We start from the raw sequence: 20,736 nt of genomic DNA on the forward strand, positions 1-20,736 counted from the left end.
TTTATACACCAAACTTCATTTTCATTAGTTCCTGAAAACTGGAAATAATACGGAATGCATCTTTTATATGCTGTCGCTCAAAGCTGCCAAATAAATCAGGTTGTAATTGATTATCAGTGGGCTGATTATTCTGTATTGCTTGCAATTGGTGTTGGAATCTCAAGCGGTTTACGTAGTTATAGGTCTCACTTAGATCTTGATAGGTCGCGTCATTTAACACTTCAATCTGATGTAAAAACTCCATTCGCTCGCTGGTATTTAGTGCCTTACCTTCATGTATTAATGAATAAATGCGAATGAAGTCAACGGTACAAGAAATAGCGGATTTTTTGATGTTCAATACCTTATTATTATTGCCATCTTTCTCTAATACTAAATGTTTGAATATCCCTAGTGGTGGTCGCGTTCTAAGTGCGTTACGAAGAAGTGCTACCGTTAATTGCATATTATTAGTTACAAGCTCACAGCGGCACGCATCTACGCTTTGGAATAATGATTCATCGCCATAAATAGGGCGAATTTCTAAAAATACATTCAAATTTAGTAATAAGTCATATTCAGGGTTGGTGCTCCATTTTCGATAATATTCTTGCCAAATTTGCGATTTTTGACACCATTTAGAAGTGGCAGCCATAAAACGACCTTTGCATAATGTGTATCCTAACTCTGAAAGGGCTTTACACACGTACATTGCAAAATGATTAAAATAAAGTCTATCGGATTCAGTTGCGTTATCTGCAAGTATAATTGCGTTATCTTGATCTGAGGCTAAATGCACTTCGTTACGAGCATGGGAACCCGCAACTATCCAAGTGAATTTACAAGGTGGTTGACCAAATTGTTCGATTGCTAATTCGATTAATCGATAAGTAAACGCATCATAAATCATACTGAGAACTTGGCCCATAATGGTTGGTGAGGAATTACTCTCCATAAGCCCCTGAAAAACCGCATTACGTTGTTTAGATAAATCGATTAACGTTGGAATTGAATCCGAATGACGAATCTTATCGAGTAAGAAAATAGATTGAACGCTGTCATTTTGAATTAAGTGCTGAGGCGTAATAAACCCTGAGACTTGTTTTTGATGATTTAAGACCGGTATATTTTGAATATTATGCTTCATCATTAAATGAACTGAGCTGATGACTAATTCATCCTCATAAACCGTATGGATATCTTGCGTCATAATGGAACTGATGGGGTCATGCACATTTCTGGCTTGAGCAACAACACGCTTAGTCATGTCTTTATCAGTAATCATTCCAATTAATGTTTTGTTTTCATCAACAACGAATGCGCATGAAACCCCAATAACATTACGCATTTGATGAGCAACTTCTTGAATCGTATCATTTGGAGCAACTATCGCTATTTGTGGATCTGCTATTTCGCTATTAGGGCGAAGATAATGTTGATGCGTATGTTGGTCACTGTCTTGCTTAGCATCTTGTGCTCGTAAACGAGTATTTAAACTTAAAGCAAGAGATGAGGCAACCTGAGGGTAAGCATCAACAGAGGCCATCAGTGATGCGTAATCAAAACGATAAAGAAGTGTGTTCTCTAAAGCAAAAATAGAGTAGCCAAATTCTGAGTCATTTTGTTGTAGGTTAAAACCAAAAATATCTTCTTCCCCTAATTTGGCTCGTAGTGTTCCATTAAGGTTATTCTGCTGCACAACGCCAGTTCGAATAATATAAAGATAAGTAGAATTATCATGTTCGATGGTTTCTTCAGGACCAAGTAATAAAATATCTACGGTCTGAGCTATGTCATTGAGCGCAGTGGAGGGCAATAAGTTAAAAGGGTAAATTGTCTGTAAGAAGGAAACAATATTAGGGAGGAGTTCATTATTCATATCGATTGTGCCTTCTTATGTGTTTTTATATTGAACGTTAGCCACTTAATATACTTAAATATTGTAGTTATTCATTTTGCAGTTACTGTTATGCATTAATTTGTTGATATGAAATTATTTTATGTCGATGAAATACAACCAACAGAAGAGCGACGAACTAAAATTGGAATAAATAATTTATGTTCTTTTTGTTCTTCTTCAGCATCGCGACTGGCTAACTTGAGAGATAAGTTTACCGCTTGGTTTGCCATGATTTGGATAGGGTAACGGATAGTCGTTAATCGCGGATAAATATAACGAGCAATATGGCCATCATCAAAACCAATAACAGACATGTCTTCAGGGATCCTAATGCCGTTCTCTTGCAACAATGCCATGCATCCTGCGGCCATATAATCGTTATAAGTAGCGATAGCCGTGATTGGCGTATTCTTAGCAATTAAGTTTATAACTGCTTGCTCTCCGCCTTCTTCATCGGGTTCGCCATACTCAATGTATTCTTCTTTTACGTTAATTCCATTATCTTCTAATGCTTGCAAGTATCCGGTTTTGCGGTCATGGGCATCATCAATGTCATGACTTGAGCAGATATAACCGATGTGCTGATGCCCTTGGCGGATCAAGTGCTCCGTTGCAAGGTAAGATCCTTTGTAATTATCAAGCGCAATACAGCGAGACGCAATTTCAGGAATAAAACGATTAATAAGAACCATTCCTGGAACTTCATCCGCTAATTTAATCAAAACTTCATTACTTAACCCTTTACTGTGCACCACTAATGACTCACAACGGCTATTAATTAGCAAATCAATGGCGTTTTTTTCTTTGGTTGCGTCATGATATCCATTACCAATAAGAACTTGTTTTCCTTGTTCATTAGCAACGGTATCAATAGCTTTTACCATAGAGCCAAAGAAAGGGGCAGAAACGTCATTCACGAGAACGCCAATGGTGTTTGAGGTTTTACTGACAAGTGCACGAGCATTTGAATTTGGGCGATACCCAAGCGTTTCCATGGCTTTTTTGACAGCAACAATCGCTTTCTCACTGGTGTGTGGGGCATTGTTCATTACTCGGGATGTCGTCGCAATCGATACGCCTGCTTCTTTTGCTACGTCTTTAATGGTGGCCATAGAAATCTCTTATTCTTATTTGTGCAGTAGGGAGTATTGGTTTGTTATGAAGTAACTTGTTTAATATAAAGGATTTTATCTTTAAAGAAAGCAATGTAATTAACATAGCGATAAGAAAAACAAAAAAATCCTCAGAACGGCGATTCTGAGGATTTGATTTGAGTTAGTGAGCTTAATGTGTTTTAGGTTTAAAACTTAATTGATAACGGTAAGATTTATCAGTTAACTGATATTCCTTATGGACACTCGGGCTCCATGAATCATCACCACCAACGCCCATGTGCTTATGATCAATTCGTAAATAGACCGTATCTTCTTCATACAAGTCATTGGTGTGTTTGGCTTTTGTTAATTGCTCTAAGCTGTATCGGCTGACATTAAATTGATAGTCGCCCATGATTTCAATATCACCTGCTTGTAGCCATTTAGTATGGCAACGTAACCCACTGTCTGTTGGGAAAATATACGGAGTATGCATACTTTCTAGAGTTTGAGTGTAGTGGCCAAAACGTGCGGCGGCTAAACGGTCAGGATAGTTTTCAAATGGTCCCAATCCTTTCCAAGAAATGTTCGTATTTTCATGCTTTAGTGGCAGTTCAAGCTCTAGGCCAATACGTGGCATTGGTGGTAAGTGATCTGCTAATGTCACTGAAATATCAAGTGACATTTCACCGTCATTGTAGAACGTATAATTCCAAACAGAGAGTGCTTGAACTTCATTATTATGCTGATACGCAAACGTCGAGCTGACCACGATAGAATCAGACGTGGTATTGGTGTGACACTTTATGCACTCTTGCTTCCAGTGACCTATACCGGCTTCTTCCCAACGACATACCCACGCATTTGGGTCGACGAAATCGACTTCACTCACACCAATGTCATTATCTAATGGGGCACGGAAGAAGTTATCTTTTGGTGATGCTAAAAACTGAGGCTCACCGTTGACTTGCCAATCAGTTAGAAGGCCAGTCGTACGATTCAATTGCCATTGATGCACTTCATTATGACTGGTAATAAATACGTGGTTCTCACCTTCTGTTAATAAAGGAGCAACTAGGGTGTTGGTTGCAGGGAGCATTAATCCATTTGAATTGGTGAGTGCAAATTGCTCTGTTGTCACTACATGGCCCGCTGATGCCCAAAGAGTATCATTAAGTAAAGCCACATCAATCGATAAGTGGTACTGCGCTTGTGGTTTTGTGGTGAATGTGAGGTCTAGATTCACGGTTTCTTTATCGTTCGCCTCTGTATTTAATACGTGTTCACCGGTTAACACTGCAACGCCATTTTCTAATAAACTCCATTGCAATACTTCATTATCAGTCGTACGGAAAAGATGTTCATTATGAATACGTAAAGTACATTGATTTGATGTTTGTTTTATCAATTCAATACTGATCATTCGTTGGCTATATTTTGCTTCTTCTAGCGTTGGGTGTGGTGTTCGATCCGGGAACATCAATCCATTAATGCAGAATTGACGATCATTAATGACATCACCAAAATCACCGCCGTAAGCCCAGAAGTGTTGTCCATTTTCATCGTGTTGACTGATCCCTTGATCAACCCAATCCCAAATGAAACCACCTTGAAGGCGAGGATATTCACGGAAGGCTTGCCAGTAGTCATCAAAACTACCTAGGCTATTCCCCATGGCATGTGCGTATTCACATAAGATCAATGGACGTTGTTCGTTTGGTAATGAAACCCATTTTTTAATTGGCCACTTAGGAACGGCGTCATCTTCAATCGTGGTGTCTACACGTGCGTACATTGGACAAATAATGTCAGTTGCCGTGCTATTTGCACCACCACCTTCATATTGCACTGGACGAGAGGGGTCAAATTGTTTTGACCAAGCGTACATTGCATTATGAGTGCTGCCATGGCCTGATTCATTACCTAGCGACCATAAAATAATAGAGGCGTGGTTTTTATCACGTAACACCATTTGTGTGTAACGACTCATGTAGGCGTGTGTCCATTGAGGATCGGTTGATAAGCGGTTCATTGGGATCATGCCATGAGTTTCTATATTGGCTTCATCACACACATACAAACCGTATTCGTCGCACAACTCATACCAACGAGGGTGGTTAGGGTAGTGCGCAGTACGTACGGCATTGAAGTTGTATTGTTTCATCAGACAGATATCGCGGATCATGTCTTCTTCTGTCATTACATGCCCAAGCTCTGGGTGATGTTCATGACGGTTAACACCACGGATCAATAAAGGCTGACCATTAAGCTTTAGCTGACTATCGCTGATTTCAATTTTACGAAAACCAACGTGATAGGCTTCACTTTCAATATGTTGTCCGTTTTCGTCTAATAATGAAACAACAAGGCGGTATAGATTTGGTGTTTCAGCGGTCCATTTTTTTGGTTCGCGTACTGACAGTGTTTGAAAAATAACATTATCGTACGAGCCGCGTTCATCAATGCGTCGGTTATGTGGCGAAGCGATGATAGGATCAGTAACGGCACCGTTTTTATCAAAAATCTGAGCTTGAATTTGTGATGTTACTGGTGCATTAATTGTGGTGACAATTGATAAGCTGCCATCACGATAACAGGCATCTAAATCAGGGGTGATAAATACGTCTTCAATGCACTGTTTTGGTTTTGATAATAAAGTGACATCGCGGAATATTCCACTCAGCCACCACATGTCTTGATCTTCTAAATAGCTGCCATCACTCCAACGGATCACCATTACCGATAAGGTATTGCTACCGACATGAAGGTGTTCTGTTAGGTCAAACTCCGTAGGTAAACGGCTGTCTTGGCTATAACCAATCCACACACCGTTACACCACAAATGAAAAGCAGAATTGACGCCATCAAAAATAATGCGTTGTGTTTCTGTAAGGCTTTCTTTTGTTAATGACAGTGTTGTGCGGTAGCAGCCTGTTGGATTCTCTTTTGGAACATAAGGAGGATTGACGTCAAATGGGTATTTTACATTGGCATAAATCGGCTTGTCATAACCTTGAAGTTGCCAATTTGAAGGAACTGTGATGCCGTTCCATGCAGTATCATCAAATTCAGGTTTAATAAATTCTCCATTGACGGCTTCTGGTGCCGAAAATAAGTGGAATTTCCATTGTCCGTTTAACGAAGTGCGTTGAGAACGCTGATTCTCTTGTGCATCAACAAGAGAGCGAAAGCTGGCTAATGGACTATGTGCTTTCAAGCAATGAATATTAACAGATTGTGGGTTTTCCCAATCGCGTCGTTGCAAAATGGCTGAAAATTCCATCGTGATATTCCTACGTACTGATTTAATGAGAGTGCGAAATAGGTAAAGTAAAAAAGGGAAATCGTTACCCTTCGCATTAATATGGGCACAGTGTAAATAATTTTTGGAAACGTTTACATGATGTGGGTGGCATTTTTACGTTATCTTCCTTTTTATCCTATTAATCGTGATCTTTCTCACGTTATATTTATTGATTTACCTATTTTTAATCAGTATTTATGAGGTTTATATAAGGATTTTAAATTATTGTAAACGTTTCCATAATTTGCGGTAATTCACAGAAATATTCATTTTTTTCTTTATTATAGAGGGCAATTAAAACTGCTTACGGTTCATCTCATGACGCAAAAAGAAATCATTGTATTAACGGGTACAAATAGCCAGGTGATTATTGACGCTGGCGAATGTGCAGAGATCTTGCACTGGGGTAAGCCAGTAAGTGGGGATATTGCCTCTTTCTGTTCTTCTCTTTTGCGTCCAGTTCCTTATGGGCGTTTGGATAATGATGTTGCAATGACGCTCGCGCCAGAGTTAGGCCGAGGTGTATTTAGCAGTCCGTGTCTTGAAGGACATCGTAATGGTGCTGATTGGGCGCCTGTATTTACAATGACAGAGATTAAATCGAATTCACATAGCGTGACTCTGACGAGTGAAGATGCGCTTGCTGGATTGCGAATGATAACGGAGTTGAGTTTAGATAAACAAGATGTGATGAAAACTCGTCATTCTCTTATCAATATAAAATCAACACCTTACCAAATTAATCGATTAGCAAATACCTTACCGTTACCTGCTCGAGCTGCTGAGTTAATGACGTATTACGGTCGTTGGGTCCATGAATTTCAAACGGTTCGTCAGCCATTACAACAAGGTGGATACCAACAAGAAAACCGTCGTGGGCGTACGTCTCATGAGCATTACCCGGCATTAGTTGCAGGCACTCGTCACTTTGATGAAATGCAAGGCGATGTGTATGGGTTCCATTTTGCATGGAGTGGTAATCACCGTTTGCGTGTTGATGTAAAAGCCGATGGCCGTCGTTATATGCAGGCCGAAGTGATTTATCTTCCGGGTGAAATTACCTTGCAACAAGGTGAGGAATTAACAACACCATGGCTGTATGCAAGTTACAGTGATCAAGGATTGAATAGCATGAGTCATCAATTTCACTCCCACGTCAGAGAATCAATTCTTGATAAGCAAATAATAAATACCGCACGCCCAATTCACCTTAATACGTGGGAAGGGATCTATTTTGAGCATGATCCTGACTACATTATGGAAATGGCAACGCAATCGGCTCAAATGGGAGTAGAACGTTTTATTATTGATGATGGTTGGTTCAAAGGCCGAAACGGTGATAAAGCTGCATTGGGTGACTGGTTTTTAGATGCACATAAATACCCAAATGGCTTAACACCAATTATTGATCATGTACGCGAATTAGGAATGGAGTTTGGTCTTTGGTTTGAACCTGAAATGATCAATAAAGAGTCTGACTTATATCGTCAACATCCTGATTGGTTGTTGGCGGTTGAAGGTTATGAGCAGCCAACAGGACGTAACCAATACGTTATTGATCTACAAAATGATGACGCTTTTAACTATCTTTATGAACGATTAGATCATTTCTTAACACAATATGCGATTGATTATATTAAGTGGGACATGAACCGTGAGGTGGTGCAGCCAGCTCATAATGGTCAGGCGGCAGGGCATCAACAAGTGGTGCGTTACTATCAATTGGTCGATAAGATCCGTGCGGCACACCCAAAGGTTGATATTGAGTCGTGTGCAGCAGGTGGTGGACGTATTGATTTTGAAGTGTTGAAACGTACACATCGTTTTTGGCCATCGGATAATAATGATGCGCTAGAGCGACAAAGCATTCAACGAGGAATGAGTTACTTTTTCCCACCAGAAGTGATGGGCAGTCACATTGGTTCAAGCCATTGTCACAGTACGCGCCGTCGCCACAGCATTGAGTTTAGAGGATTAACCGCGATATTCGGGCACATGGGTATTGAGCTTGATCCAGTAAAAGAGTTACAAGAGGAAAAGCAAGGGTTTGAGCGTTACATCAAGTTGCATAAAGCCTTACGCCCATTACTGCATACCGGTCGAACTTGGCGAGTGCCATCGGATGATGAAGCACACCAAATTCATGTGGTAGTGGCGAATAATCAATCTGAAGCAGTCGTGATGTTGGCGCAATTGGCAATGCCAACCAACTCGTTAAGCGGGCACTTATGTATTCCTGGTTTAGATCGTACTGCGATATATCGGGTGAGTATTTTAGATAAACCGTCTAATTATAACGAGATTGTAAATTACCAGCCATTTTGGACAGAAGACAGTTGTGAGTTGTCTGGTGAGTGGTGTGAAGACGTAGGATTAACGATGCCGATTTTAGATGCAGAAAGTGCGATTTTAATAAAATTAGAAAAATTGTAAACGCTAACAATAAAATCGTGTTAATACAGGTAAGCTCTTGTTTATATATAATATTTTATATGTGACTAAGGGTTTTTTTTTGTTTAAAAAAGAATGAGATGGAGTGGATCTGCGTTAAGATCTCATTTTTGCAATGTAATTGGAAACGTTTCCATAAAGTGGTTTTTGGTCACGGAATAATAACTAAGGAGTGGGTAGCATAGCGTCATCAATTAAGTAGGAATGAGTCTCTAGTTAAAAAGAGAACTTCCACCATCGGAAAGGAATATAAGATGTCTGAAAAAATTACTCTACAAACTAAACTTTCTTACGGTCTTGGTGCATTGGGTAAAGATTTTGCCTGTGCGCCAATTTATATATTTTTAATGTTTTATTTTACCGACGTGGCAGGCTTGTCTGCGGCGTTTGTGGGAACGATTTTTTTAGCCGCTCGTATTATCGATGCTATTACTGATCCGATGATGGGCGTTATTGTTGATAATACTCGTTCTAAATTTGGTAAATTTCGTCCTTGGATTGTGATTGGCACGCTCTTAAATGCAATCGTACTTGTCGGCCTTTTTAGTACTCACATGTTCGAAGGCACTACGTTATACATTTATGCTGCAGCGGCTTATATTCTTTGGGGTTTAACTTACACCATTATGGATATTCCTTACTGGTCAATGATCCCTGCGTTATCTAGTTCTCGTCAAGAGCGTGAAAAATTGGTGGTATGGCCTCGCTTATTTGCCAGTCTTGCATGGTTCATTACCGGTACTTATGGTCTACATATTGTGGGTGAATTAGGTAAAGGTAATCAAGGTGATGGCTTCTTCAATGTTGCGATGCTAATTGCTGTTTTATTTGTACTAAGTGCCTTCTTAATTGCTCGTAATGTAAAAGAGCCAGTAACAGAAGCAAGCGTAAAAGCAGAGAAATTCAGTTTTAAAGATGTTCTGGTTATCATTGGTAAAAATGATCAATTAAAAGCGTTGATTGGTACGATACTATCATTTCAAATCGCTAACCTATTAGTGGGTGGCTTTGCTATTTACTACTTCACTTATGCGTTAGGTAACCCTGAGTTATTTCCAGTTTATATGATGGTTGCAGGTATTGCTGAAGTGGCTGGCGTCTTTTTGTTCCCGCGCTTAGCAACACTTTTTCCTCGTAAATATTTGTGGTTAATGGCGTGTGGTTTCCCTGTAGTTTCTTGTGTGCTTCTTATTATTATGGGTGTTGTTTCTCCTGGTAATGTTCTATTAATCGGTTGTGCAGGTGCAGCTATAAAGTTTGGTGTGGGTATTGCGAATGCATTGCAAACAGTAATGCTAGCGGATGTGGTTGATTACGGTGAATACAAAACAGGTCGTCGTAGTGAGAGTGTTATCTTCTCAGTTCAAACTATGCTTGTGAAATTTGCCGGTGCAGCAGGTGGCTTTATCGTAGGTATGGGGTTATCGATTGTAGGTTACATTCCAAATGTAGCGCAATCAGCAGAAACTATTATGGGACTTCACTTTATGATGGCTGGTGTTCCAGCTGTTCTAATGACAGTGAGTGGCTTAGTGTATCAGCGTTATTACCGTTTACATGATGGCTTTAACCCTGAATTGGTTACGGGTGATGTTGAGACATCAACCGTTCAAAAAGCCGTTGAAGTGTAAATACTGAATTTAATTTAAACGCAAATCATAGGTAAAGTCGCTCACTGTTAAAGGAGCGACTTTTTTATTATTAAATTACGGTATTAAATAGAGTATTTGTAAATATTTTCAATGGTTTGATTTTCTTTTTTTAAAATCTTCTGAGTTTGGGCTAAGAACAATTCTGCCGTAGCAAGGGAGTCTATTAGGGCATTATGTGCTGCGTATCGTGGTAGTTTGTAGCGCTCTCTTACTAGATGCAACTGTTGACTTTTTTGCTCCATCATCCCGAGCTTTCTTGCTATGTTCGTTTCAATTGATAATGTATCAATCCATGCCAGTGGGAGAGGAGGCAGGGAAAACATTGAATCCATATAATGATTTAAAAAAGATTGTTCAATTGATTTTCCATGAACAATGAGTGTTCGGTTTTTTGCCGCAACCAATAAACGACACAATACCTCTTGTAATGCTTCCCCTTCCGATAACATCGCTGGCACAATATGATTAATAACCGCTGTTTCTTTTTTTACTTCTAATGAATTATTAATATAGAAATGTTGAGCTGATTGGATATCAATATTTCCTTGGTTTATTTCGATCCAGCCGATACTGAGAATTTGGTCTTCTTTTGCGTTTCTGCCTGTTGTTTCTAAATCAAACACAAGAAAAGACAGTTCTTTAATTGCAGAGTCTCCTTGCGGTAAAGGAAAATGCAATACCTCGGCTATTTCTGTCGGAATGGTTTCTTTTGCTAAATAAGTGTGTTTTTGCTTAATCAATTGTTGCCACAAAGATCGTCGTTGAAATAAAGAGATCATGTTAATAAGCCTAAATTCAATTTAGTTACTTTTTGCCAATCATCAATTAAGCGAAAGGCATCTTTAATATGTTGGCGTTCAAAGCTTCCAAAGTAATTTGGGTTTATGTTGTGATTGGGTTGTTGTCCCTTTGAAATGGCGTCAACTTGGTATGAGAATCGGAAGTTACACAGAAAGTCGTAGGCACTTAAAATGTTCTTTAGTGAACCGTCACTAATAAATCCTTGTTGATTAGCGATAAGTAATCGTTCGCGAGTGTTCGGCTCTGAGGTTTTTGCGGCCAAGCTGTAAAGGCGAGCTAAATCGACAATAATATTAATGCCATGACGTTTAATATTAAGCGTTTTTTCATTGTTGTCGTTTTTCACTAAGATTAAATTATTAAAAATTCCCAAAGGGGCTCTGTGTTGCAGTGAGTCATTAAATAACGTTGTTAGTAAATACGCATTCGCGGTACGTTCTTTTATGTCATCTTGAATTAAGTGGAGAAAAGAAGTGTTACCAGCAATAACTCTGGTGTCTAAAAAAACACTTAAATTTAATAAGAAAGCGTATTCAGGATTAGTGATCCATTTTTTATAATAAGCTTTCCATGTAGAAAGAGGTTGGCACCATTTAGGGGTTGCTGCCATGAATTTTCCTGGGCATAAACGGTAATCACTGTTGTCCATTCCTTTGGTCACTATCATGGCAAGGTGTTGAAAATATAGTTTATCTTGAGGTGTCGCATTATCGGCTAATATCAATGCACTGTCTTGATCTGATGAGATATGAACTTCATTACGAGCGTGAGATCCTGCAACTACCCACGCATAATCACAAGGTGGAGTGCCTAAACGCTCAATGGCAATATCAATTAATCGTTGATTATATGTGTCCATAATAATCGACATGATTTTACTTATTAAGTCTGCGGGGACTTTTTCTTTCACTAATTGATTAAAAATAATATGTCGTTGCGTTGTTAATGTCGCTAATTCGGCTTCATTTTTTGCTGACTTTACTTTATCGATAAAGAAAATGGCCTGTAAGCGATTATTTTTCAGTAATAAAGGCAGAGTGACTAAACCAATAATGCGCTCACTATCCATTACTGGGAGGTGTTTAATATTTGATTGCATCATGGTTATGATGGCTTGATAAACTAAAGAAGTAGAGTTTATCGTCATCGGATTTTTCGTCATGACGCAGTGTATCGGTTGATGGATATTTAGATCATTGGCGATAACGCGTTCTGTCATGTCTGCATTCGTGACAATACCCACTAAATTGTCCTTCTCTGTCACGATAACACACGAGGTTTTATGTGTGCGAATGACCTGAGCAACATGGTAAATTGCATCGTTAATATCCACTTCAACAGTATTCGTGGTTGATACGTCTTGGATATTATTTAAAAAGTGATTGTTGTCATTATTAGACCACACCGCATTAATAGCAGAGTTAATGCGTACTTCAGTTTCTGAATCAAACAAGTGTTTATATTCAGGATGGGAAGTGTGTATTTCGTTAATTACGCTGATAGGAATAAGGTAAAGCAATGAACTTTCAATGGCTTTAATTTGGTAGTTACGATTGTTTTTTAATAAGCTAAAACCAAAGACATCTTCCTCACCTAAGCGTGATCGTAATGAACCATCTTGATGGATCTGCTCGATCGCGCCAGTTCTTACCAGATACAGATATTGTTGGTGATTGTGGACAGTCGAATCAATATATTCATTTTCTGAGAGATAAATGATTCTAACTTTTGATGATATACGCTCAACGATGCTTTTAGGCAGACGCGTAAATGGATCAATGTTAGAAATAAAATCAATGACGTTTTGAATTAATGGATCTTGCATTAGATACTCACATTATGCATCAGGAAGTTGGCGTTTAATTTCATCTAACAAGCGAATAAGACTTTCTTTTTGGTAGGGATTATCCGTCCGTGGTGCGGTACTTTTACGATGAACTAAAGTAACGTCTAGATTTTTATGAATAAGCATAGGTGTTTCTTGTTCATCTGATTGCAATCCAATAATGACGGCTTCTTTGCCAATATCAAGAAAGTGTTGCTTTACTGTGGTCAGCGGCGGGTTGAAATATGCGCTGTCGTTAATGTCATCAAATCCAATCACCGATACTTGAGAAGGCACCTCAATCCCTAGCTCATTTAACGCCCTTAATACGCCTAGCGCCATTTGGTCATTCGCAACGAGTACAGCATCAAATTTAATTTGGTTGGCGACGGCATCACGGATAGCAAGGTAGCCACTGTCTGCTTGCCAATTACCAATATGCGTAGCAACAGGGTGTTGATTGGTGTTGGCAAGTACTGACAGCCAAGTTTGGTAACGGCTGTTTGATGCACTCGATTCTTGTGGCCCAGTAATGAGTAAAAAATGTTGATGTTTAGTATCAAGCAAATGCTGTGCAGCTAATTGAGCGCCTTTTTTATGATCACAACAAACATAGTGGACTTGGCTTTCTTCTGGGACATCGATAAACACAAAATGCAGGTGAGGGTATTGTTGTACTAATTGTTCCGCAGCACTGGCTGTTAGCGGCACGTTTAGAATGATACAAGTAACTTGTTGTGAAATGAGCTCATGGATTGATGTTTGAATATTATCTAACGAAGGGGCGTTTACGACAGAAAAAACCGTTCCATAGCCCATATCATGCGCCTGTAATCGAATGCCATTAGCAATTAAAGCAGCGCCATGTAATGACATTTCAAGTGTAATAAGTCCAATAACGTTAGATTTAGAGCGGCTTAGCATTTGGGCGCTTTTGTTGGGAATATAACCAAGTTGCTTGATGGCTTTATTGACTCTATTTCGTGTGTTTTCGGAAACATTTATTGAGCCATTAGTCACTCTTGATACTGTTTGTGTGGATACCCCAGCTAATTTTGCAACATCTTTAAACGTGATTGTCATTTTCTTCTCTTATGTTTCGTTATCATTGTCGAACAATACCATGTGATGTTTTTTAAAACTCGTATCTGGTTCAAATAATTGTCGTGTAAACAAAAAATATTGTTTTCGAAAACAACAAGATCAAGTGCACAGTTGGTGCGTACTACTCCCTTTTGAGATCACATTAATGGCGTTTTAAGCTGGAATCTATCCAATAAAAGAACAAAATGAATTCAAGTTTGTTTACGAAAACATTTTGGATGTAGCATGAATAAGTTAATTCATTTAACCAGTAAAAATCACAGTATTATTGTTAAAGTTGATTCGATCCCTGAGATCATTCATTGGGGTGGAAAAATTAATGAGGTTGATAGCGATCTTTTATTCGCAATAGAAAGACCGATTTCTCAAGCTCGACTTGATATTGATGTTCCTTTGTCTCTTTGTCCTGAATTGGGGCGTGGTCACTTTAATGCACCGGGTATTGAAGGGCACCGAAACGGAACGGATTGGGCTCCTGTTTTTCAAATTATAGATCAACAAATTGAAGCTCAATCAATTTGCATTACATTGAGAGATGATATCGCTCAACTTGAATTGTTGGTTGAACTGCATTTAGACCACGATTCTGATGTTGTGAAAAAACGTATTACTGTGACCAACAAAGGTGAGTCAGAGTATTACTTAGGTAAATTATCCTCAACGTTGCCTTTACCCAATCATGCAAATGAACTAATGACGTTTCATGGCCGTTGGTGTCAAGAGTTTCAAACACAGCGTCAACGTTTTGAGCATGGTGGTTTTATGCAGCAAAACCGTCGTGGTCGTACTTCGCACGAGAATTTCCCAGGCTTGTTTGTGGGTGAAAATGGATTTAGCGAACAGCAGGGTCAAGTGTGGGGCTTTCATTTAGGTTGGAGCGGGAATCATGAGCTGCGTGCTGATGTACGCAGTGATGGTCGTCGTTTTGTTCAAGCGGGTGAGTTACTGTTTTCTGGCGAATGTATTTTAGGAGCCAACGAAACGTATCAATCTCCTTGGCTTTACGGATGTTATAGCAGCAACGGATTGAATGGCATCTCTGATCGTTTCCACCATTATGTTCGTGAGCATATTATTTCGTTTCCTACTGACAAACCTCGCCCTGTGCATTTGAATACATGGGAGGGGATCTATTTTGATCATAAACCAGAATACATTATGCAGATGGCAAGTGAAGCCGCTGACATGGGCGTAGAACGATTCATTATTGATGATGGTTGGTTCATTGGGCGTCATGATGATAAAGCCGCGTTAGGTGATTGGTATTTAGATGAAGATAAATATTCAAATGGCTTAGAGCCTGTGATTGCTCACGTTAACGAAAAAGGCATGGAATTTGGATTATGGGTAGAACCAGAAATGGTCAGTAAAGAGTCAAATCTATACCGAAACCACCCAGATTGGATGTTGGGTTTAGAGAGCTACCATCAACCATCAGGCCGTTGGCAGTATGTGTTGGATCTGCAAAATACAGAGTGTTTCCAATATCTATTTGATCGCATTAATGATCTATTAACGCGCTATAACATTACTTACCTTAAATGGGATATGAACCGTGAATTGGTTCAACCAGGCCACAATGGACGTCCTGCTGTTCATGGTCAAACAAAAGCGCTTTATGCACTGGTTGATAAACTCTTGGCTCAGCACCCAAGCGTGGAAATTGAATCATGCTCATCAGGTGGTGGCCGTATTGATTTTGAAATCTTAAAACGAACACACCGTTTTTGGGCATCTGATTGTAATGATGCGTTAGAGCGCCAAACGATCCAACGTGGTATGAGTTATTTCTTTCCACCAGAAGTGATGGGGGCGCACATTGGCCCTACTGAGTGTCATTCTACTAATCGCCAACACCACATTAATATGCGTGGTGTAACAGCATTAGGTGGGCACATGGGCGTAGAGCTTGATCCTGTTAAAGAAGCAGAGGAAGAAAAAGCGGCGTTTTCTCATTACATTGCGCTTCATAAAAAATACCGTGATTTATTGCATTCTGGCCGTAGTTTTAGAATGGATGTTGCGGATAAGAACCAATACGTTTATGGCGTTCAAGGCGAAGATGAAACGATTGTTACTGTGTGTCAATTAGCGATGCCAAGTTATGCATTGCCATCACCGTTACGAATCACGTGCGTTGATGCGGATGCAAAATACGCAGTGACATTAATTGAAATGCCTAAAGCCAGCTTCCAATTAATGAAACAAGCACCTAAATGGTTAGATCAAACATTAACGCTAACAGGTAATAACCTACAAGAAATCGGTTTGATATTACCCATCCTTGATCCTGAATCTGCGCTTATTGTTTCTTTAAAGAAAATATAGCGAATAACATACTATGAGTGGCAGTAGCATCTGCCACCTGTTAATACTATGAAATAAGGAAGCCAAAAATGTCCATCACAGTATTTTTATCATTTCTTCTTTTTACTGGCTTTGTTGGGGTTTATACCTATAACAAAGTGAAAAAGACTCAAAATAATTCGCAAGACGGCTACTTCTTAGGTGGTCGAAGTTTAACGGGTGGGTTAATTGCCAGTTCGTTAATTTTAACTAATTTAAGTGCTACCAGCTTTGTTGGCATGAGTGCCCAAGCGTATACGCATAACATGAGTGTAATGGGGTGGGAAGTTGCTTCGGGCGTGACGTTAGTTATCATCGCTTTGTTGCTTGTTCCTCGTTATTTAAAGCAAGGGATCACGACGATTCCGGATTTCTTAGAAAGTCGTTATGACATGTCTGTGAAGAAATTCGTTACTTTATTGTTCTTATGCCAATACGTGATCAATATCCTGCCAACAACCTTGTATGCTGGTGCCGTTGTTTTAGGTGAAATTTTTGATATTCAAACCTTATTAGGCGTCTCTGAGTTTGCTGCAATTGCGATAATTTCAGCGACTATTGGTTTATTAGGTTTCTTTTATGCCATTTATGGGGGCCTAAAAGCGGTCGTAATTGCTGATACTATTAACGGAATTGGTTTGATCATTGGTGGCTTAATGATCCCAGTCTTTGGCTTAATTGTACTTGGTGATGGTAGCTTTATGTCTGGTTTAGATACGCTACTCACCGCGGCTCCAGAAAAACTGCAATCAGTAGGTAAACCAACTGATCCACTGCCATTCTCGACATTGTTTACTGGTCTGCTATTGGTTAATTTATATTACTGGGGTACTGATCAGTCGATTATTCAACGTGCTTTAGGCGCTAAGAATTTAAAAGAAGGTCAAAAAGGCGTGATCATGGCGGGTGCAATTAAAGTTATTTCACCTTTATTCCTGATAATTCCAGGCATCATTGCTTATCATATGTTTGGCGCTAATGCGGGTAACCCAGACACAATGTATACGCGTTTAGTTAATGAAGTCTTACCTAAACCATTGGTTGGGTTCTTTGTTGCGGTTATGTTTGGTGCGATTCTAAGTACGTTTAACGGGGTATTAAACAGTTCAACAACCTTGTTCGCATTGAATGTGTATAAACCGTTGTTTGGCCAAGATGCTACAGATGAAGAATTAGTAGGTAAGGGGCGTATTTTCGGCGTGTTCATTGCGATAATTTCTGTGTGCATCTCACCATTTATTATGTTTGCTCCTGAAGGGTTATTCCAATACTTACAAATGGTTGCTGGCTTCTTTAGTGTTCCTATTTTTACCATTGTGTTTGTTGGTTATATTTCAAAACGTGTTCCAGCTATTGCTGCAAAAGTTTCTTTGGTTGTCTTTGTAAGTTCTTATGCGGCAATGCAGTTAATTTTTAAAACACCGATTCATTTCTTACATCAATTAGCTATTTTGTTTGTGGTGTGTACGGCCTTGATGTTCTTGATTGGTATGTTTATGCCACGAGATACTGATTATGTTATGCCTATAAATGAAAGTATGGATGTAACGCCTTGGGAATTTAGATTTGAAGCGTCAGCGATTGTGCTTTATATGGTATTAGGCGCTTATGTCATGTTCTCTAATGTGGGCTTTGTCTCAGATGATCCTTTCTTTATGCAAGTCTATGGCGTGTGTGGTTTAGTGATGTTTGTCGGTATCTTTAGACGAATCTTCAAGCAACGTAATAAGGTAACACTTCAAGCTGAATAGAAAGTAATAACACCACGGTATTCCCCCTAAAATGTACTGTGTTCCTAAGCAAAAGAAGTCGTAATTAATTGCGACTTCTTTTTTTTATTTTTTCTGCAGAATCATTTGATTAACTAGGACTTTTATAAGAGTAAATTACTCAAATAAAGATAATGACAAATTTAGTGTAAACGTTTACATTTTTTGAAAGTGATCACGATATTGATCTAAATTCGCTGATAAACTTTATGAAAATTCAGTAGGAAGAGTTAATCATGAAAGTATTAGTAACAGGCGGAATGGGCTACATAGGCAGCCACACATGTATTCAAATGATTGAAGCAGGTATTGAACCTATCATTTTGGATAACTTGGGAAACAGTAAAGTCGCAGTGCTTGATCGCATTGAAGCGCTTACTCAAGTTCGTCCTGTATTTTACCAAGGTGACATTCGTGATGAAGCTTTCCTTGATGGTATTTTTGCAGAGCATACTATTTCATCGGTTATTCACTTTGCCGGTTTAAAAGCCGTGGGTGAGTCTGTCGCAAAACCTCTAGAGTATTACGATAACAACGTAAATGGTTCATTGGTGTTGGCTCGTTCAATGCGAAAAGCGAATGTGAAAAGTATTGTATTTAGCTCATCAGCAACGGTATATGGCGATCCTGCGATTGTGCCTATTACAGAGAACTCTCCAACAGGGGCAACAACCAATCCTTACGGACGCAGTAAATATATGGTTGAAGAGTGCTTCTCAGATCTGTTTGATGCTGAGAGTGATTGGAGCATTACTTTGCTTCGTTATTTCAACCCAGTAGGCGCACATCCATCTGGCACCATGGGTGAAGACCCACAAGGCATTCCAAATAATCTAATGCCATTTATTGCTCAAGTTGCTGTTGGTCGTCGTGAATCACTGTCTGTATTTGGTAATGATTACCCAACCCCAGATGGTACAGGCGTTCGTGATTATATTCATGTGATGGATTTGGCAGACGGACACATTGCTGCATTAAAATCGGTAGGTGAAAAATCAGGCCTTCATATTTATAACTTAGGCACAGGTAAAGGCTCCAGTGTTTTAGAAATGGTTGAGGCGTTTGCACAAGCATCGGGTAAACCTGTTCCTTATACGTTGTGCCCTCGTCGTGCGGGTGATATTGCTGAATGTTGGGCAAGCACCGAAAAAGCAGAAAAAGAATTAGGCTGGAAAGCGACTCGTAATGTGATGGAAATGAGTGCTGATACATGGCGTTGGCAGTCGAATAATCCAAAGGGTTATTGAGAGAGCTAAGGTTTCAGGTTTAAGGGAGGATAACTATAAGGAAGTCTCCCCTTGAATTAGCGAATTATTTTAAAGAATTGAGTATAAAAATTATGTCAAATGTTGAGTTTAACCCAGTCGATCACCCACACCGTCGCTATAACCCATTAACGGGTCAGTGGATTTTAGTCTCGCCACATCGTGCTAAACGTCCGTGGAGTGGTCAAGATGAAAAACCATCGACAGAGCAATTACTACAATACGATAAAGGCTGTTTCTTATGCCCAACCAATGACCGTATCTCTGGTGATACAAATCCAGATTACAAAGGGACTTACGTATTCAGTAATGACTTTGCCGCACTAATGACGGATTCACCTGAAGCGCCACAATCAACTAATCCACTGTTTAAAACACAAGGTGTTCGTGGATTAAGTCGAGTGATTTGCTTCTCGCCAGATCACAGTAAAACTTTACCAGAACTACCAGTAGGTCAAATTCGTAATGTGATCGACACATGGAATGATCAAATTGAAGAGCTAGGTAAAGAATACGTGTGGGTACAAGCGTTTGAAAACAAAGGCGAGACAATGGGGTGCTCCCAACCGCATCCGCATGGTCAAATTTGGGCAAATAGCTTCTTACCAAACGAAATTGAACGTAAAGAAAAACACTTAAAAGAATATTACCAAGAACACGGCTCAAATTTGTTGGTTGATTATGTTGAATCAGAATTAAAAGATGGCGAACGTACAGTAGTAGAAACAGAGCATTGGATTGCGGTTGTTCCTTACTGGGCTGCATGGCCATTTGAAACCATGCTATTACCAAAAACACACATTCGCCGCATGAGTGAATTAACGGACGAGCAACGTGATGATTTGGCGTTAGCAATCAAAAAACTCACCAGCCGTTACGATAACTTGTTCCAATGCTCATTCCCATACTCAATGGGTTGGCATTACGCGCCTTTCTTTGAAGAAGGCACAGACGTTGATCATTGGCAATTACACGCATTGTTTTATCCGCCACTGCTTCGCTCTGCATCGGTTCGTAAATTTATGGTGGGCTATGAAATGTTAGCCGAAAACCAACGTGATTTAACCGCAGAGCAAGCCGCGCAAAAACTGCGTGATGTGAGTGATGTGCATTATAAGGATTAGGGACTAGGACGCTTCGCTAAAGGATTCAGGGGTACTTGTTGTGACTATAGTGTCTAAGCAATGTAATCCTGAAACCTGAAACCTGAAACCTAAAGATAGAATTCCCTACAAAATTTGAGAAC

General features: G+C 39.5%; 12 protein-coding genes. 6 read left to right on the forward strand and 6 right to left on the reverse strand.

Annotation, left to right across the window (positions count from 1 at the left end; all coding sequences use genetic code 11):
* Nucleotide 1: 1 nt before the first annotated feature.
* The 3 genes from BTO23_RS13740 to BTO23_RS13750 all read right to left on the reverse strand — a co-directional run bounded on the left by BTO23_RS13740 (nt 2) and on the right by BTO23_RS13750 (nt 6,256).
* Nucleotides 2-1,858 (reverse strand): DUF294 nucleotidyltransferase-like domain-containing protein, encoded by a 1,857-nt coding sequence (locus tag BTO23_RS13740; protein ID WP_105063791.1) that lies wholly within the window; start codon nt 1,856-1,858, stop codon nt 2-4.
* 119 nt (nt 1,859-1,977) lie between these two features.
* A complete protein-coding gene (locus tag BTO23_RS13745; protein ID WP_105063792.1) occupies nt 1,978-2,991 on the reverse strand; it encodes a substrate-binding domain-containing protein in 1,014 nt (337 codons plus the stop codon).
* A gap of 172 nt (nt 2,992-3,163) precedes the next feature.
* The gene (locus tag BTO23_RS13750) at nt 3,164-6,256 is read right to left on the reverse strand and encodes a beta-galactosidase (RefSeq protein WP_105063793.1); all 3,093 of its coding nucleotides are present in this window, start codon (nt 6,254-6,256) and stop codon (nt 3,164-3,166) included.
* Between the two features lie 339 nt (nt 6,257-6,595).
* Here BTO23_RS13750 and BTO23_RS13755 point away from each other — a divergent pair, with 339 nt between their 5' ends.
* Together BTO23_RS13755 and melB are read left to right on the forward strand one after the other, a co-directional pair.
* Nucleotides 6,596-8,710, forward strand: coding sequence for an alpha-galactosidase (locus tag BTO23_RS13755; RefSeq protein ID WP_105063794.1), 2,115 nt, complete (start codon nt 6,596-6,598; stop codon nt 8,708-8,710).
* A 272-nt stretch (nt 8,711-8,982) separates the two neighbouring features.
* Nucleotides 8,983-10,359: a melibiose:sodium transporter MelB gene (gene melB / locus BTO23_RS13760; RefSeq protein WP_105063795.1), complete on the forward strand. Its 1,377-nt coding sequence runs from the start codon at nt 8,983-8,985 to the stop codon at nt 10,357-10,359.
* A gap of 83 nt (nt 10,360-10,442) precedes the next feature.
* Here the strand turns inward: melB and BTO23_RS13765 are convergent, their stop codons facing one another.
* Genes BTO23_RS13765 through BTO23_RS13775 form a run of 3 tightly spaced genes read right to left on the reverse strand, consistent with a single transcriptional unit; the run spans nt 10,443 to nt 14,089 of the window.
* Nucleotides 10,443-11,159: a 3'-5' exonuclease gene (locus tag BTO23_RS13765; protein ID WP_105063796.1), complete on the reverse strand. Its 717-nt coding sequence runs from the start codon at nt 11,157-11,159 to the stop codon at nt 10,443-10,445.
* Nucleotides 11,156-13,006: a DUF294 nucleotidyltransferase-like domain-containing protein gene (locus BTO23_RS13770; RefSeq protein ID WP_105063797.1), complete on the reverse strand. Its 1,851-nt coding sequence runs from the start codon at nt 13,004-13,006 to the stop codon at nt 11,156-11,158. The genes BTO23_RS13765 and BTO23_RS13770 overlap by 4 nt, the downstream gene beginning before the upstream one ends.
* A 12-nt stretch (nt 13,007-13,018) precedes the next feature.
* Nucleotides 13,019-14,089: a LacI family DNA-binding transcriptional regulator gene (locus BTO23_RS13775; protein ID WP_105063798.1), complete on the reverse strand. Its 1,071-nt coding sequence runs from the start codon at nt 14,087-14,089 to the stop codon at nt 13,019-13,021.
* Between the two features lie 246 nt (nt 14,090-14,335).
* On the opposite strand from BTO23_RS13775, the gene BTO23_RS13780 reads away from it, so the two are divergent.
* The 4 genes from BTO23_RS13780 to BTO23_RS13795 all read left to right on the forward strand — a co-directional run bounded on the left by BTO23_RS13780 (nt 14,336) and on the right by BTO23_RS13795 (nt 20,614).
* Entirely contained in the window at nt 14,336-16,438 is a 2,103-nt protein-coding gene (locus tag BTO23_RS13780; RefSeq protein ID WP_105063799.1) for an alpha-galactosidase, read from the forward strand.
* A gap of 68 nt (nt 16,439-16,506) precedes the next feature.
* Complete coding sequence (locus BTO23_RS13785) at nt 16,507-18,207, forward strand: solute:sodium symporter family transporter (RefSeq protein WP_105063800.1); 1,701 nt, start codon at nt 16,507-16,509, stop codon at nt 18,205-18,207.
* 254 nt (nt 18,208-18,461) lie between these two features.
* A complete protein-coding gene (gene galE, locus BTO23_RS13790) occupies nt 18,462-19,472 on the forward strand; it encodes a UDP-glucose 4-epimerase GalE (RefSeq protein WP_105063801.1) in 1,011 nt (336 codons plus the stop codon).
* 92 nt (nt 19,473-19,564) lie between these two features.
* On the forward strand, nt 19,565-20,614 hold the full coding sequence (locus BTO23_RS13795) for a UDP-glucose--hexose-1-phosphate uridylyltransferase (protein WP_105063802.1): 1,050 nt from the start codon (nt 19,565-19,567) through the stop codon (nt 20,612-20,614).
* Nucleotides 20,615-20,736 lie beyond the last annotated feature (122 nt).

The sequence above is a fragment of the Aliivibrio sifiae genome (assembly GCF_002954715.1).
Lineage (GTDB): Bacteria > Pseudomonadota > Gammaproteobacteria > Enterobacterales > Vibrionaceae > Aliivibrio > Aliivibrio sifiae.